We start from the raw sequence: 16,937 nt of genomic DNA on the forward strand, positions 1-16,937 counted from the left end.
TTGGGGTTTAGTAAAATAGCCAAGGGCCCATGCAGAGCTCAGTAGTTGCCGCTCTCGTATCTCCTGTACTCCAGGGTATTCCTATACATCAAACAAAACACCTCAAAGGCGAGCCCCGGCCAATGATAGTATCCCATTTGCTATGTGAAAGTAGAACATTCTACTGCGTAGCGCACCGACTTCAAATTGTAGAAAGCCCGATTCGAAAGAGTCGGGCTTTTTTACGTCTGCAGAAAAGTGAAATACGCACAATTGATAGACACTCATCAAGCCTTTATCACGGAGGTCGGGCATAGCGACTCCTGACGCTAAAAGCATGTTAAATGACACTAAAATCACGCAATATCGCAGTCGGCCAAGACAGTAACATTTTACTGTAACTCTCCACGGCTGTTGGCAATCAAAAGTGAGTAGATTGGGTGTTAGCCTTGGCCTCACTAAAATAGCTTTTATTTAAACCTTCCTGGCATGTATTTCTTTTTGTCGACTCAGAACAATTATTACTCTAGTCTAAATCTAATAACTGTTACTTTATAAATTTACAAATAGAGTACAGAACTCAGTTATATAAAATTAGAATAATAAGGGATTTATAATGAGTAAAATTGAAAATCATCCGCATGGTACTTTTTGTTGGTCTGAGCTTTGCTCTCATAACTGGAAAGAAGGTAAAGCATTTTATACTTCATTATTTGATTGGGGATATGATGATCAGCCAATTGGAGAAAACTTATATTACACCATGCTGCAAAAACAAGGTGATGATATTGCAGCTATGTATAAAATGGATCAAGAACAGGTTACTGCGGGTGTTTCGAGTTATTGGTTGGCATATATTACTGTAGATAATGTCGAGGAATGTGCTTTAAAAGCAAAAAGCCTGGTGCTGAAATTATTGCGGGTCCTCATGACGTAATGGATGCTGGCAGAATATTAATGATAAAAGATCCTGTTGGAGCAACTATTGCTCTGTGGCAAGGGAGTGCGCATAAAGGGTGTAAACGTGTTGAGGAGCTAAACACGCCATATTGGTATGAGTTGGCAACGCGAGATACTAAAGTAAGTAAAGATTTTTACTGTTTTTTGCTGGGTTGGCAAAGTGAAACAAAGCCAATGGATAATATGCAATACACCTTATTTTTAGTTAATGGTAAACCTATCGCAGGGATGCTTGAGATGACAAACGAGTGGCCAGTAGATATTCCTCCTCATTGGATGATTTATTTTGCTGTTGAAAATTGCAATACAGCTATTAAAAAAGTTAAAGAGCTTGGCGGGCAAGTGTTATCTGCGATCCTCAAGGTGCTGTATTTTCGGTAATACAATCAGATATGTTTAGTAGTTCATTAACGTAAATATATGCTGGTATTAAAGATAATATTATTTAATACCAATAACTAAGTTCCCCACGTTATTTGACTATCCATTATGAATTATTGTTTAATTTTTCTTGCTATAATGCACATAATTAAATAGCTAGTAGCACTGAGAGCACAATGGAAATTGAACAAGATAGCAACTTAACCCTTCCTTTATTTCTTCTTGATGAAACTTTAAGTGAAAGAGATTTAGAGCAACCTGATTTTGAAATTTCTATTGCGTTAAATGATGAGTTATTAACTCAAATTTGCCAAAACCCGAGCGAAGGTAGCAGTGTTGCTATTACGCTAAGTAATTACCAGCTATTAATTACAGATTCGGTGTACTCAGCAACTTTAGAACAAGAGCACGATGCGCAAATTACTTTAACTCATGGTCCTTTATTAAGTGTGGTTCTAAATACCTCAGAGCAACAAACGTTTGTGTCTCCACAAATGGATATGATGCCAACATTTGACTTAGGTGATGAGGATGAAGAGTGAAAAAAATACTAATAAGCCCCTTAGTACTGATTATTTTGAGTGGGTGTGCATATTTAGGCAATGCTCATTACGATAATGTATTTGGTGCAGAGCAAACACAGGAGCGTATTGTTTCACATACCACGGGTGCTGGGGCTGATTTTTTACAAAATGTAAAACCAGTACTCGATACTCGCTGTGTTGTATGTCATGGATGTTATGATGCGCCTTGTCAGCTGAAGCTTTCATCTCCTGAGGGGATTGATCGTGGGCTAAGCAAAGATCTTGTTTATGATGGAACACGTTTACTTGCCACTACGCCGAGCCGTTTATTATTTGATGCCACTGATACAAAGCAATGGCGCGAGAAAAACTTTACGCCTGTGCTTAATGAGCGCGTTCAAACAGAAGAGGCCAACTTAGCTGGTAGCGTGCTATTTAATAGTTTGGTATTAAAGCAAAGCCATGAATTACCTGCTAATGAAGTATTAGATGATGAATTTGATTTTTCACTTAGTCGCTCGCAAACATGTGCCACAATGGGCGAATTTGGTCGACTTGCGGATGAGCAACCTCATGCAGGTATGCCTTATGGTTTACCTGGGGTATCGCGGGAAGAGTTTAATCATTTACAAAACTGGCTTAAAGGTGGCGGTAAAATGTCGCACCTTAAGCCACCTAGCCAATTTGATTTAAACAAGATAAAAGGCTGGGAAGCATTTTTAAATCAAGATAATTTAAAGTATCAGTTATCAGCCCGTTATATATATGAACATTGGTTTTTAGCGCACATTTATTTTACTCCAGAAAACCCACAAAGCTTTTTTAAACTTGTGCGTTCAAGTACGCCCCCTGGTGAAACAATAAAGCTAATCAACACGCGCCGCCCATATGATGATCCTAAAGTTAGCCGTGTTTACTATCGTTTCATGCAAGAACGCTCAACTATTCTTTCTAAAACACATTTACCACTTGAGCTTAATGAAGCTAAGTTACTGCGTTTATACGAGCAGTTTATTGCGCCTGATTACACCGTAACTAAAATGCCAAGTTATAAAGCTGAGTCGGCTTCAAATCCATTTAAAACATTTGAAGTAATTCCGATTAATTCTAAGTATCAGTTTATGCTTGATGAAGCAGAACTTATTATTATGGGTTTTATAAAAGGGCCTGTTTGTCGTGGTCAGATTGCGCTAAACGTCATTAATGATCATTTTTGGGTAGCTTTTGCTGACCCTGATAAAGTAGCCACACCTGCTGTAGGGCAAATGCTTGTACAGCACGAAGATGCTTTAGAACTTCCTGCAGCTGAAGAAAGTAATGCATTACCTATCTCTAGCTGGGTTAAATATTCAGTACGTGAAAAAAAATATTTACAGGCTAAAGTTGAGCTTGCAAACGAGATGTTTAAAGGTGGCGAGCATCTTACAACCGATTTGCTTTGGAAAGGTGATGGGCATAATAAGAACGCAGCTTTAACTATTTTTCGTCATTTTGACAGTGCTACTGTGGTTAAAGGTTTTATAGGACAAGAGCCTAAAACAACTTGGATACTTGATTATGCTTTATTTGAGCGCATCCACTATTTACTTGTAGCCGGTTTTGATGTGTACGGAAATATTGGTCATCAATTAGTGACACGCTTATATATGGATTTTTTACGTTTAGAGGGCGAGCAAAACTTTTTATCATTGCTGCCAGAGGCAAAGCGTAATCAAATTAAAAAGCAGTGGTATCGTAACTCGCCACCAGATTTATCTAAGTTCTTTAAAAATAATCGCGAATTTAGCCAGCCAAGCGGTATTGAGTATAAAACCGATAACCCACAGCACGAGTTATACGCTTTAATGAAGGAGACTTTAGCGCCTGTACTAAGTGAGAGGTACGATTACACTAAAGTGCCAGAGCCGTTAAGTGCAATAAATAATATGCCTGCTAAAGCGGTTAATTTATTGCCTCAAATTTCTTTTGTACTTGTTAAGCAAGCTGATAATAGCCATAAAGGTTATACAATCATCCATCATAATGCACACTATAATATATCGAGTTTATTAAACGAAGATGGCCAGCGCGCCTATGATGAAGATACAGCTACAATAGTACCTGGCTTTATAGGTGATTATCCTGCTGCTATTTGGTATTTAAATAACGAGCAACAAGTTAGTGCATTTGCCGAGCAGTTGCCAATGATGCAAATTGAAGCTGATTATCGTGCTTTAAAAAGTAAATTTGGAATACGCCGTACTCATCCACAGTTTTGGCAATACAGCGACATTTTACACTCTGTGGCAAAAGAGTATCGTGGTATAGAACATGGAATGTTTGATTACAACCGATTAGAAAATAGATAACGTTTAACTGTATAAAACCCAGCTTTTGCTGGGTTTTTATTGTCATCGCTTTTTTGTCTAAACGTAGCTTACTTAATCATATAAATGGTATTACTCTTACTGATTTTGCGTTCCATAAAATTAGGCTACACTTAAATAAAAAAACAGGCTCTTACATGTTCAATATTATCAAAAGTGTTAGAAAACGATACCGATGGGCGTTATTAGCTATTGCGCTTTTGATCAGTGGTTCTGCATTATTACTCCAATTAAGTATTTCGGTTCAAAAGTTTGATGCTAAAATTATTAATATTGCAGGTAAGCAAAGGATGCTCTCGCAAAAAATAGCATGGCATAGTAATACTATACTTAACACAAATAACTACTCTGCATTACACACTCAATCTCTAAAAAAATCTTTAAATGTATTTAAATCTGCTCATCAACAATTATTAGCGCAAAACCCTGACGGGGAATATAAATATTTAACGCCTGAACTTATAAAGTTATACCTATATGAGCCAGTACAACTAGATAAAAGCGTCACACAATACATATTAGAAGCAGAGAAGTTGTTATACCAAAAAGGAGAGGTAAAGCAGTCAGTTTTTTCTATTGAAGAGGTAGAAACGCTTTTATTAAATCTCGATAAGGCTGTTAGCTTATATGAGCAAAGCGCGCTCAGTAAGGTTAACTGGGTTTCTAATTTAGAAATATTATGCTGGCTATTAGCCATGATATTACTACTAATTGAGCTAAGATTTGTTTTTATGCCAATGGAGAAAGAGGTAACAAATACGCTGTCTGAATTACAAAAACAAAAAGATTTTGTTCTACAAATTAGCCAAAACAAAGAGCATTTTATTGCCAGAGCAAGCCACGAATTTAGAACACCTTTACAGGGTTTAATCACATCTATAGAAGCGCTAGAGGTAACTTCTGAGCAAGAAAGTATTAAAACTCAGGCAAAATATTGCTCTCTCAGATTAATATCCATGCTTGATGAGCTACAAGACCTGCAGGCATTAAGTGCAGGGAAGTGGGTACCCCATTTAAAAGATGAAAACCTATTAGAGTCGTGCAATAAAGTAGTGATAGCTTATGAATATGTATGTAAGCAAAAAGGTATAAAATTAACGAGTCATTTAGATGAATCGTTAAATTGTATTTGTAAATTAGATCACCAGCGCTTGCAGCACATGTTTACTGAATTGATGAGCAATGCGATTAAATTTACTGCCGAAGGTGAAATTAATGTATTTGCAAAGCTTTTAAATAATGAGTTTTGCTTAACTGTGAAAGATACTGGTTGTGGTTTTTCTCAGGCAGTTGCTGACCTTGAATTTGATTCGTTCAAACAGAGTAATCACTTTCAAGGGTTAAGAACCGGACTTACCCGCGTACAGTATGTAGTTAAGGCACTACATGGCACAATTAGTTTTAAAAACAACGAACCGCATGGCGCTATAGTAACTTTAAGTCTACCAATAATAAGCCACAAAGAAGCGCTTGATGAGCATACATTAAACAGCAATCTAACGTGCTTAGTTGTTGAGGATAACCCACTTAATACTATGTTACTCACACGTATACTTACTCTTTTAAATTTAAGCTACGAATGCGCCGTAAATGGAGAAATAGCGTGCGATATGGTGAGCAAAAATGAATACGATATTATTTTTATGGATTTAAATATGCCAGTGATGGATGGATTTGAAGCAATAAAAATAATACGTTCTGAGCTTAATAAAACCATGCCAATTATAGCCGTAACAGCAAATACCTCAGATGATGATATGGAGCAAGTTTATAAAAATGGAGCTAATTTTCATATCCATAAACCTATCAGCCAACAAGCAATTGAGGATGCTTTAAATAGCATACGTGAAATTAATTTCACTTACAGTGAAGGTACTTGCTAAGTACTTTAAATATGCGCTAAGTTATTGTTTTATTGTTTACTCGGAAACACACGTGCAGTCAATTACGCTTCAGCAATTTAATGGTTATTTAAAAGGGCAGGGTAAAAGCCGTTACAATATTAGTACTTTAAATTGGCAAGTTAATTTGGGGGAACATTGGCTATTATTAGGCGGTAATGGCGCAGGTAAATCAGCGCTAACGGCTACCTTAATAGGCGAGGCACAGTGTGAGAGTGGCAAACGGTTAAGTAGTATTGATAGAGTAATATTGGTCTCGTCTGATTCGCAAAAGCAGTTACTTGCAAATGAGTTAGAGCATGAAAAGCAAAGCCTAGTAAAAGATCTTATATTTACCTCGCAAAACCAACACAGTAGCCTTTTAACTCAACTTATTGAGCTTTTTAAATTTGATACGCTACTAAACAGGCGCTTTAGAGACCTATCAACAGGTGAAACCCGCAAGTTATTACTTATTAATGCGCTTAGCTCAAGCTGTGATTTAGTGGTGCTTGATGAGCCTTTTGATGGACTTGATGCGGATTCGTGCCTTCAGCTTAATCAAATACTAGTAGATCTTAGTAAAACAATTACTTTTGTTTTTGTCTTAAACCGTCTGGATGAAATCCCTGCTTTTATTTCTCATTATGGTTATGTTAGCCAAGGGTGCTTAATCCATACATTAGCTAACCCAAGTGTTGAACAGTTAAACGACTTACTAAAATTACTGCATTTAGAGCACACTACATTAAGTGTACCAAAGCCCGATAGCACTCAGTTACAATCGCTATTTGCAGGCGAGACTTTAGTTAAATTAAATAATGCAAAGGTTAGTTACAGTGATATAACGGTATTTAAAAACTTAAGCTGGACTATTAAAAAGCATCAGCATTGGCAGCTAAGTGGAGCTAATGGCTCAGGTAAAACCTGCTTATTAAGCTTAATAACAGGAGACAACCCACAGTGCTATAACAATGACATTGAAGTGTTTGGGTTTAAACGTGGCACAGGAGAGAGTATTTGGGATATAAAGCAGCATATAGGTTTTATATCAAATGCACTTCATATGGATTACCGAGTAAGTATTTCGGCGCTTAATACTGTTATTTCAGGATTTTATGACAGCATTGGTTTATATCAAAAACCGAATGATTCACAAGTAAATATCGCCAAGCAGTGGCTTGCATTAATAGGCTTAAGCGATAAACAAAATACCTCATTTACCCAGCTATCTTATGGCGATCAGCGTATGTTATTAATTGTACGTGCAATGGTAAAACACCCAACATTACTTATCTTAGATGAACCCTGCTTAGGGCTAGATGAAGCGAATAGGCAACGGGTGTTAGTATTAATCGAGAAAGTATGCGCGGCTAATACAAGTACTGTGATTTATGTCAATCATCACGCGGCAGACAAAATTAAAGGAATAGAGAATTACTTAAAAATGGAAGATTTTCATTAAGCATTAAAGCAAAAGGCTAAGCATAATACGCCTAGCCTTCAAGATTATAATTTAAAGGCGAGTAACGCTAAAACCTTCATCTTTTAACTGCTTTATTAAACCATGCTGCTCTGGCAGGTGTAACGCACCAACAGCAATAAATAGTTTTTCATTAGCTAAACGAGGCACTAGTTGCTCAACCCATTTATCATTACGATTAACTAGCATAACTTGCTCGCTTATTTCACCGTAATTACTCTCGTCAAAACTCATGTTGTAGTACTCGGTAAGCGTATCCATATCACCATTTTTCCATGCGTTTACTAGCTTAATGAAATAGGTATTAATATCGGCAAGCTGCTCAAACGTTTCTTCAATCATTTCGTTACTTAACAGCGCCATACCATCAAACATTTGTAACTGCTGCTCTAGCGTTTCGAGCTCGCCTATCTTAATTTTTTGCTCTTTAGCGTAAGCAAGTACTTGCTTATCTATGCCTGTTTGATCAGAAAAACCTGCATTTTGAAACTCAATTTGCATCATGGTTACCATTACAGCCCACGGTTTTAGGCCGTTAAACATAGCAATATCAATCGACTTTTTAGCAAAGTAATCTTTAAGCTTATTGTAATTTTGTTTTGATAGTTCTGTTTGTAAAGTTTTGCCGTCTTTAAGCATCATAAAAGGCATTGAGCGTTGCTGCATTTGCAGTGGCGTGAGTTTACTAATATCCACCTCTACAATCACTTCATCGCTTTGATCTATAGCCTCGGTTACTTTTTTTGGCAAACCTTTCATGCTGGCATCACCTACGTGAACTGTGCCAAACAAATACGAGCTAGTGCCGTTTTTTTCTACTTTATATAAAGCCGGTGCCGCAAGGCTATTAAAACTAAGTACTGTAAACAGCACTATAATAAAAAGGTGACTAATACGAGGTATTGCTTTCATGGCTTGTCCTTAAAATCTCATTGTTGAGTTAGATAAATACTAACCTAAATTCACATTATGGGCAGTGTTAAATTAAACGTAAGGATATTATTTTCGTTATTTAGGCTCGTTTAAAATAACAGCGTCATGCTATGTAACAACACTTAAGAATTGCTTAAGAGAACCTACGTATTCCCTGAGGAAAATAAATATTTTTTATTTGCAAAAAACCTCAAAAATTAATCAAACCATAAATGAGAGATATAAGAATAGTGAATTTCCATGCTTGAAATTAAAGCATAAAAAATCCTTTAAATGGATTTATGGTGAATTTTAAAACCACTTAATTTGAGTTTTAGTGTTTTTTTTGAATTGAGTTTGGTATTGACTTAAAGGGCTCAGCGCGGTACTAATACATAACAGAGCGAAAGATTACCTTTCGTAACAAATGATTTAAATTTGGTATTAATTACATGCTTACAAATGCACTTAACCTAGTCCTGATTATTATCGTGGTGATTATTCCCGCGAGGGCTTCGTAGTGCTATAAACTTAAGCATTAAAAAGCCCTCCGCACCTAACCGTTCGGAGGGCTTTTTAGTTTTAAGTACAAAGTTTTAAAGATTTTAGCTATAAGTTTTAAGTAAGTATTTAATTGGGTTGTCACTGAGGAATGAGGATTAATTAATGACAGGCGCAGAACTAACAATCGATTTATTAGCCAAGCACGGCGTAAAAGAGGTATTTGGCTACCCAGGCGGAGCTATTATGCCAATTTACGATGCGCTGTATGGCGCGCCAGTCAAACATTACCTTACTCGTCATGAGCAAGGTGCTGGCTTTGCTGCTGTAGGTTATGCCCGCAGCACAGGTAAATTAGGCGTATGTTTAGCAACCTCAGGCCCAGGGGCAACTAACTTAATAACAGCACTTGCCGATGCGATGATGGACTCAGTGCCATTGTTAGCAATTACCGGCCAAGTACCTACTGCAGCCATTGGCTCAGATGCATTTCAAGAAGTAGATGTATTGGGTATGTCACTTTCATGTACTAAACATAGTTATATGGTAGAGCGAGCAGAAGATTTAGCCGAAATACTGCAAGAGGCCATGCACTTAGCGCAAAGTGGACGCCCAGGCCCTGTACTTGTAGATATTCCAAAAGACATTCAAATGGCGCAAGTCCCATTTAAACCTTGGTTAGCGGCTGATGAATACTTACCGCAACTTGATTTAAACCAAGTGGCTATTGCAAATCAGTTATTAAGTGAAGCAAAGCAACCTGTTGCGTATGTTGGCGGCGGCGTGCAAGCTGCTGATGCGCAAAATGAGTTAATGCAGTTTTTAAATAAAACGCAGATGCCAGCAGTATCCACACTTAAGGCATTAGGCAGTGTATTACCAGATTACGAACATTACTTAGGTATGCTAGGTATGCACGGTACACAAGCCGCTAATATAGCAGTACAAGAGTGTGATGTACTTGTATGTATAGGCGCTCGCTTTGATGACCGCGTAACAGGTAACTTAGCTAAATTTGCAGCCAAAGCAAAAGTAATCCACTTGGATATTGATGCGGCTGAAGTAGGTAAGCGTAAACCAGCTAAAGCCTCATTAATCGCTGATTTAAAAACGTCATTACCTGCACTTGAGTGCTTTGTAACCCCTAAAGCATGGTGCGATACAAATAAGCAGTTAAGCGTAAAGCATGCGTGGCGCTACGACTACCCAGGCGAAAAAGTATTTGCCCCGTATTTATTGAACCAATTAAGCCAGCGTATGCCAAAAACAGGCGTAGTGTGCTGCGATGTGGGTCAGCACCAAATGTGGGTAGCGCAACACATGAAATTTAGCCACCCGAGCAACCATTTAAGTAGTGGTGGTGCAGGCACAATGGGCTTTGGTTTACCTGCCGCCATTGGTGCGCAAGTAGCGCGCCCAGACGATTTTGTAATAACGGTGTCGGGTGATGGCTCAATCATGATGAACATTCAAGAGCTTGCGACAATTCGCCGTAACAATTTACCAGTAAAAATACTAATATTAGATAACCAACGCTTAGGTATGGTTCGCCAATGGCAGGAGCTATTTTTCGAAGGACGTTACTCTGAAACAAACCTCTCAGATAACCCTGATTTTGTTCAGTTAGCCGCTGTATTTGGTATTCCTGGGCAAACAATTACACATGCAAATCAAGTTGATGATGCAATAACAGCATTAGTTAACAGTAAAGGGCCGTACATAGTACATGCCTGCATAGACGATAAAGAAAATGTATGGCCACTTGTACCACCAGGGGCTGCAAATGACGAAATGATGACGGAGAAAGCACAATGAAACACAGCCTAACTATTGCATTAAAGAGCCAAAGTATAGCGGTCGAGCGTTTTTTACGTGTAGTGCGCCACCGTGGTTTTGACCTTACGCATTTTCAGCTCAATATGGATGATGGCCACTACAATGTTGCAATGACAGTAGACAGCGATAAACCAATCCATCTTTTAACAAGCCAGTTAAATAAGCTGGTGGACGTTAAAGAAATCACTTTACAAAATTTACAACAACAAGCTGTGTAATTGCTAACGACACAAATTTACGAGTAATTGAATAACAGTTACTCACCAATTTTTAGAATGAGGAATGCCCGCTTACAGAGCGGCAAAACAGAGGTAACTATGGCTAAATTAAGAAGTGCAACAACAACTGAAGGACGTAAACGCGCAGGCGCACGTGCATTATGGCGCGCAACAGGCATGACCGACACAGACTTTGGTAAACCAATTATTGCTGTAGTTAACTCGTTTACACAATTTGTACCAGGGCACGTACACCTTAATCAGCTTAGTGAGTTAATGGCTGAAACAATCACTCAGGCGGGTGGTGTGCCAAAAGAATTTAATACCATCGCTATTGATGACGGTATCGCAATGGGCCATGGTGGCATGCTTTACTCACTGCCTTCTCGCGATTTAATTGCCGACTCAGTAGAGTACATGGTTAATGGGCACTGCGCCGATGCGATGATCTGTATTTCCAATTGTGACAAAATCACCCCAGGAATGATGCTTGCGGCGCTACGCTTAAATATACCGGTTATTTTTGTATCGGGCGGACCAATGGAAGCGGGTAAAACGAAACTTGCTAACATCGATATTAAACTAGATTTAGTTGATGCCATGGTTAAAGGTGCAGATGAAACAGTAAGTGATGCAGATTCAGAGCAAGTAGAGCGCTCAGCATGTCCTACCTGTGGCTCGTGTTCGGGTATGTTTACTGCAAACTCAATGAACTGCTTATTAGAAGCTATTGGCCTTGCACTACCGGGTAACGGTACAACGCTTGCAACCCATAAAGATCGTAAGCAGTTATATGTAGAGGCGGGGGCTCGTATTGTTGATTTATGTCGTGAGTACTACCAAAAAGATAATCACGACGTGTTACCACGCGCTATTGCTAACAAAACAGCCTTTATGAACTCTATGGTTGTTGATATTGCCATGGGTGGCTCTTCAAATACCGTATTGCACTTATTAGCAGCGGCACAAGAAGCCGGCGTAGATTTTGATATGTCGCACATTGATGAGCTTTCTCGTAAAACCCCATTTTTATGCAAAGTAGCCCCAGCTACACCAGAGTACCACATAGAAGATGTGCATCGCGCTGGTGGCATGATGGCGATTGTGCGTGAGCTAGGTAAAGCCGGTTTAGTTGATTTATCGGTAAACCACGTTGCGGGTATGACTATGGGCGAGCTTGTTAAAAAGTGGGATGCGACGGATCCTACAAACGAAGCGGCACAAAAGTTTTACCGTGCAGGCCCTGCTGGTATTCGTACTACAAAAGCAATGAGCCAAGAGTGCCGTTGGGATGAAGGCGATAACGACCGAGAACATGGTTGTATCCGAAGTGTTGAACATGCATTTAGACAAGATGGCGGCTTAGCTGTGCTTTCAGGTAACTTAGCGGTTGACGGTTGTATTGTTAAAAGCGCGGGTGTTGTTGATGAAATGCTACATTTTGAAGGCACTGCAGTGGTGTACGAGTCACAAGATGATTCAGTAGAAGGCATTTTAAACGACGAAGTAAAAGCGGGTGATGTAGTTGTTATTCGTTACGAAGGTCCTAAAGGCGGCCCAGGTATGCAAGAAATGCTTTACCCAACGAGCTACTTAAAATCAAAAGGCTTAGCTGAAAAGTGTGCATTAATCACCGATGGTCGTTTCTCAGGTGGTACATCAGGCTTATCTATTGGCCACGTATCGCCAGAGGCGGCAAGTGGTGGTGCTATTGCGTATGTTGAAAATGGTGACAAAATTATTATTGATATTGCTACGCGTGAAATCACCTTGGCATTAAGCGATGAAGAGCTTGAAGCGCGTAAGCAAAAACAACTAGCACGCGGAAAATTAGCCTACAAACCGGTTGATCGTGAGCGTTACGTATCGTCTGCATTAAAAGCATATGCACTACTTGCAACGAGTGCCGATAAAGGCGCAGTACGTGATTTGGCCAAACTGGAGGAGCTTAGCTAATTATGGTTTCTCAAGAGCTCGATTATTTTCGCGCTATCATTCAAGCAAATATGGAGCCTTTGGCTAAAGTCACTGAGGTCAGCGAAATGGCTGAACTTGGTGCTAAATTAGGCAACCATGTCTGGTTAAAGCGTGAGGATCAACAGCCCGTGTATTCGTTTAAATTACGCGGTGCTTATAATAAATTAAATAAGTTACCTAAAGGGTCTGTGGTTATTACGGCATCGGCTGGTAACCATGCTCAGGGTGTGGCACTTAGTGCTTCGTACCTTGGTCATAAAGCCACTATTGTTATGCCCGTTACCACGCCTGAAATAAAAGTAAGTGCGGTACGCGCACTGGGCGGTGAAGTGGTACTACATGGACATCAATTCGATGCTGCAAAAGCACATGCGCTTGAACTTACAGAGCAGCGAAATGGTGTATTTGTTCCGCCCTTCGACGATCCCGATGTTATTGTTGGGCAAGGTACAGTTGCTCGCGAGTTAATGCAGCAACTAAACGAGCTTGATGCAGTATTTATACCTGTGGGCGGGGGCGGCTTACTTGCAGGTATGGCTGTTTATATCAAGTCATTACGCCCTGATATAAAAGTTATTGGTGTAGAGGCAGATGAAAGTGCATGTCTGCAAGCTGCACTTAAAGCAGGGAAACCTGTAGAGCTTGATCGTGTCGGCAGTTTTGCCGATGGCGTAGCGGTAAAAATAATCGGCAGTGAAACATTTCGCTTAGCGCAAAAGTTTTGCGATGAGGTTGTGACCGTTACTGGCGATGAAATATGTGCCGCTATGCAAGATATTTTTGTCTCTACCCGCGCAATTGCAGAACCTTCTGGGGCTCTTGCAACAGCAGGTCTTAAAAAGTGGAGCCAGCAATCGGGTTTAAAAGGACTGCATTTAGCCGCTGTGCTTTCGGGCGCAAATTTAAACTTTGATCGCCTGCGTTATGTTGCTGAGCGCACAGCATTGGGTGAAAAAAATGAGGCGTTACTAGCCGTTACCATCAAAGAAGAAAAAGGCAGCTTTAAACAGTTTTGTGCTTCTTTAGGGGGGCGCGCTATTACTGAATTTAACTACCGTTATGCGGGCCCAGGTGAAGCGCAAATTTTTGTAGGTATTGCACTGCGCCAAGGTGAGCAAGAGCTCAACGAATTAAAACAAGACCTCACCAAAAACGATTATGCATTTTGTGACTTATCAGACAACGAACTCGCTAAATTGCACGTACGTTATATGGTTGGTGGTAAAGCGCCAGAGCAGTTACACGAGCGATTACTGCGTTTTGAATTTCCAGAATACCCAGGCGCCCTTGCGCGCTTTTTAGATACGCTTGGTAGTAATTGGAACATTACGCTATTTCATTATCGTAACCACGGTGGCTCAATGGGGAATGTATTGGCTGGTTTTGCTATTGAACCAAGTCAGTTTGATATGTTTAACGAGCACTTAAACCGTCTAGGTTACAGTGTTCAAGATGAAACACAAAACCCGTGTTTTACGCAGTTTTTAACTACTCAATCCCAACATCTTAAAGCCGAAAACCTAATTTCAGCTTAATTATCTATAAGTATGCACCCTTAGTAGGGTGCTTGCTTTATCTCTATTTTTACATATAGTTACAAGTATTTACCATTATTTGGAACTCCCAGTTGCCTATTAAAGGATTAATACTCGTAACGTTGTTTTTTTGTAGTCCGTGTTTTGCACAAGAATCTGTTACGTTACAACTAAAATGGACTCATCAATTTCAATTTGCCGGTTACTACATGGCCAAAGAAAAAGGGTATTATAAAGAACTCGGCCTAGACGTAACAATTAAGCCAGCCAACCCATCAATGCCCGATACTTTCTCTCCGGTGGCTTCAAATAACGCCCAATTTGGCGTTGCGCATTCAGGTATTTTACAACAAAAAGTTATGGGGCAACCTTTTGTTGCAATGGCTGCAATTTTACAATTTTCTCCTTATTGTTGGATGGTTAGAGATACGTCTGACATTTTTCACCCTCGGGATTTTGTTAATAAGCGTATTACTGAGGTAAGTAGAATAGATGGAACTGAGCTTTTAGTCATGCTTAAACGCAGCGGAATAGATGTCGATAAACTCGAAGTCTATGGCGGTAAAAATCCGACGCAAGCATGGATAGAAAACAAGCTTGACGCAATGCAGGTTTATGTGACGAATGAGCCTTATAACATGACGCAGCAAGGCATAGCCCACAGACTTGTGTGTCCGCAAAGATATGGAATGGACGTTTATAGTGATATTTTATTTACTAACGAATATATGCTTAAAAAGCATCCTCAAACAGTAGAGAACTTTTATCAAGCAAGTTTGAAAGGGTGGCGTTATGCCATGATGAACATGGATGAGACTATTTCTGTTACGCAGTTAAAATACGCTACACATAAAAACTTTCATCAATTAGCGTACGAGGCAGAGGTTTTGCGGGAGTATATTGTACCGCCAACAACGAATTTAGGTAATATGTCGATGGCAAAATGGCGGCTCATAGCTGACTTATATGGCATTGGGCAAAATGAGTTTGATGAAGTAAAAGCTGGCTTTATTTATAACTACGAAGAGCCAGAAACCATGCAGTTATCGTGGATGTTAATTGCTGCAATACTGGTGAGCATAATTTCTATTCCGCTGTACTTACGGCTTATTTTTAGTAAAAAGTAGACGTGTAAAAGCACTTAACTGGTATAATAAATCGTCTTTATTTTAGTTTAAGTTGCTATGACGTTAGTTGAACGATTTTTTGCTCTAGATGCATTTTTAATGAGTACTCGCCACTATTGGCAATGTACTGCATTTGATTTTGAGAGCCTTCCGTGGCCTGAGTTAACGACCTTACTTAATAGCTTAACTGATCAACAAGTCGCTGAGCTTGATTGCGATCAAGCGCGGTTGTATGAATTTTTTACTCCATATATAAATAACGTAAGTGACCTAGAAACCCTGTGCGAAATCCCGCAAATTGATGTATCTCGCAGTGAATACCCATTTTGGATTAGTACCGGTATAAAAGGGCGCAAGTTTGAGCAGCTACAAGACTTTGTATCGGCATTACCTAATACTACCCAACCTGTTTTAGAGTGGTGCGCAGGTAAAGGGCACTTAGGCAGAATGCTTGCTTTTAATGGCGCAAGTAGTGTGCACAGTATTGAGCTTCAGGCTAATTTATGTGAGCAAGGACAAAAAAGTGCTCAGCAGCAAGGCTTACCAATGCACTTTAGCCAAGCCGATGTGCTTAGTGACGACACTCAGTCTTTTTTTAACGAAGACACTCACGCTGTTGCACTGCATGCATGTGGTGCACTACATCAAGTATTTATGCAAAAAGCATGCTTTGCTAAAGCTAAACAAATTAGCTTCTCCCCCTGTTGCTATCATTTGTATACGCCAAATAACTATCAAGCAATGAGTGAAACCGCAAAGCAAAGTAAGCTTAATTTAACTCATCGAGATTTAAAGTTGGCTTTACAAGAAACGGTTACCGCTCCATCTCGATTAGATAAAGTGCGTAAAACGGAGCTTGAATGGCGACTCGGCTTTGATGCGCTTAGAAAGTCGATAACGAATGAACAGTCTTATGTAAGTGTCCCATCGGTTAATAAGGCAATATTTTCAGATTCATTTAAATCATTTTGTTCATGGGCTGCTGAAAAGAAAGCATTAACGTTACCTCAAGATATTGATTATGAGTTATTTTTAAGTGTTGGCCAGAAGAGAAAAACAGTCACTGACCGAATTGAACTGGTTCGACATGTATTCAGAAGGGCAATAGAAGTTTGGCTTGTGCTCGATCGTGCTTTATATTTGCAGCAGCAAGGTTATCAAGTAAACATTAAAACGTTTTGCGAAAAGCAGTTAACGCCTCGTAATATACTGATCCTTGCCAATATAAATTAAATTCCCTGTCCTCGACTTAATAAGA

12 protein-coding genes and 1 pseudogene are annotated in these 16,937 nt (G+C 39.4%); 11 read left to right on the plus strand and 2 right to left on the minus strand.

The window, feature by feature from the left end; translation table 11 throughout:
- Nucleotides 1-102 precede the first annotated feature (102 nt).
- Nucleotides 103-294: a hypothetical protein gene (locus tag J8L71_RS09135; RefSeq protein ID WP_211000272.1), complete on the minus strand. Its 192-nt coding sequence runs from the start codon at nucleotides 292-294 to the stop codon at nucleotides 103-105.
- A 301-nt stretch (nucleotides 295-595) separates the two neighbouring features.
- Here J8L71_RS09135 and J8L71_RS09140 point away from each other — a divergent pair.
- The 5 genes and pseudogenes from J8L71_RS09140 to J8L71_RS09160 all read left to right on the plus strand — a co-directional run bounded on the left by J8L71_RS09140 (nucleotide 596) and on the right by J8L71_RS09160 (nucleotide 7,555).
- Nucleotides 596-1,355: pseudogene (locus tag J8L71_RS09140) on the plus strand (VOC family protein).
- Nucleotides 1,356-1,496: 141 nt separating this feature from the next.
- Nucleotides 1,497-1,862, plus strand: coding sequence for a hypothetical protein (locus tag J8L71_RS09145; protein WP_211000273.1), 366 nt, complete (start codon nucleotides 1,497-1,499; stop codon nucleotides 1,860-1,862).
- Nucleotides 1,859-4,192, plus strand: a complete 2,334-nt coding sequence (locus J8L71_RS09150; protein WP_211000274.1) for a fatty acid cis/trans isomerase — start codon at nucleotides 1,859-1,861, stop codon at nucleotides 4,190-4,192. The genes J8L71_RS09145 and J8L71_RS09150 overlap by 4 nt, the downstream gene beginning before the upstream one ends.
- Nucleotides 4,193-4,347: 155 nt before the next feature.
- Nucleotides 4,348-6,093, plus strand: a complete 1,746-nt coding sequence (locus tag J8L71_RS09155; protein ID WP_211000275.1) for a response regulator — start codon at nucleotides 4,348-4,350, stop codon at nucleotides 6,091-6,093.
- A gap of 52 nt (nucleotides 6,094-6,145) precedes the next feature.
- Nucleotides 6,146-7,555 carry an ATP-binding cassette domain-containing protein gene (locus J8L71_RS09160; protein ID WP_211000276.1) on the plus strand — a complete coding sequence of 470 codons (1,410 nt, stop codon included), beginning with the start codon at nucleotides 6,146-6,148 and terminating at the stop codon, nucleotides 7,553-7,555.
- A 51-nt stretch (nucleotides 7,556-7,606) separates the two neighbouring features.
- On the opposite strand, the gene J8L71_RS09165 is transcribed toward J8L71_RS09160, so the two are convergent.
- Nucleotides 7,607-8,485 carry a TraB/GumN family protein gene (locus J8L71_RS09165; protein ID WP_211000277.1) on the minus strand — a complete coding sequence of 293 codons (879 nt, stop codon included), beginning with the start codon at nucleotides 8,483-8,485 and terminating at the stop codon, nucleotides 7,607-7,609.
- 666 nt (nucleotides 8,486-9,151) lie between these two features.
- Here J8L71_RS09165 and ilvG point away from each other — a divergent pair.
- From ilvG to J8L71_RS09195, 6 genes are all read left to right on the plus strand, one after another.
- Nucleotides 9,152-10,801: an acetolactate synthase 2 catalytic subunit gene (gene ilvG / locus J8L71_RS09170; RefSeq protein ID WP_211000278.1), complete on the plus strand. Its 1,650-nt coding sequence runs from the start codon at nucleotides 9,152-9,154 to the stop codon at nucleotides 10,799-10,801.
- Complete coding sequence (gene ilvM / locus J8L71_RS09175) at nucleotides 10,798-11,040, plus strand: acetolactate synthase 2 small subunit (protein ID WP_006793049.1); 243 nt, start codon at nucleotides 10,798-10,800, stop codon at nucleotides 11,038-11,040. The genes ilvG and ilvM overlap by 4 nt, the downstream gene beginning before the upstream one ends.
- 99 nt (nucleotides 11,041-11,139) lie before the next feature.
- Nucleotides 11,140-12,996, plus strand: a complete 1,857-nt coding sequence (gene ilvD / locus J8L71_RS09180; RefSeq protein ID WP_211000279.1) for a dihydroxy-acid dehydratase — start codon at nucleotides 11,140-11,142, stop codon at nucleotides 12,994-12,996.
- A 2-nt stretch (nucleotides 12,997-12,998) separates the two neighbouring features.
- Nucleotides 12,999-14,552: a threonine ammonia-lyase, biosynthetic gene (gene ilvA / locus J8L71_RS09185; RefSeq protein WP_211000280.1), complete on the plus strand. Its 1,554-nt coding sequence runs from the start codon at nucleotides 12,999-13,001 to the stop codon at nucleotides 14,550-14,552.
- A 92-nt stretch (nucleotides 14,553-14,644) separates the two neighbouring features.
- Complete coding sequence (locus J8L71_RS09190) at nucleotides 14,645-15,679, plus strand: ABC transporter substrate-binding protein (protein ID WP_211000281.1); 1,035 nt, start codon at nucleotides 14,645-14,647, stop codon at nucleotides 15,677-15,679.
- A 57-nt stretch (nucleotides 15,680-15,736) separates the two neighbouring features.
- Complete coding sequence (locus J8L71_RS09195; protein ID WP_211000282.1) at nucleotides 15,737-16,912, plus strand: methyltransferase; 1,176 nt, start codon at nucleotides 15,737-15,739, stop codon at nucleotides 16,910-16,912.
- The last annotated feature ends 25 nt before the right edge of the window (nucleotides 16,913-16,937 follow it).

Source organism: Pseudoalteromonas sp. MMG007 (assembly GCF_018100985.1).
In the GTDB taxonomy this organism is placed as follows: domain Bacteria; phylum Pseudomonadota; class Gammaproteobacteria; order Enterobacterales; family Alteromonadaceae; genus Pseudoalteromonas.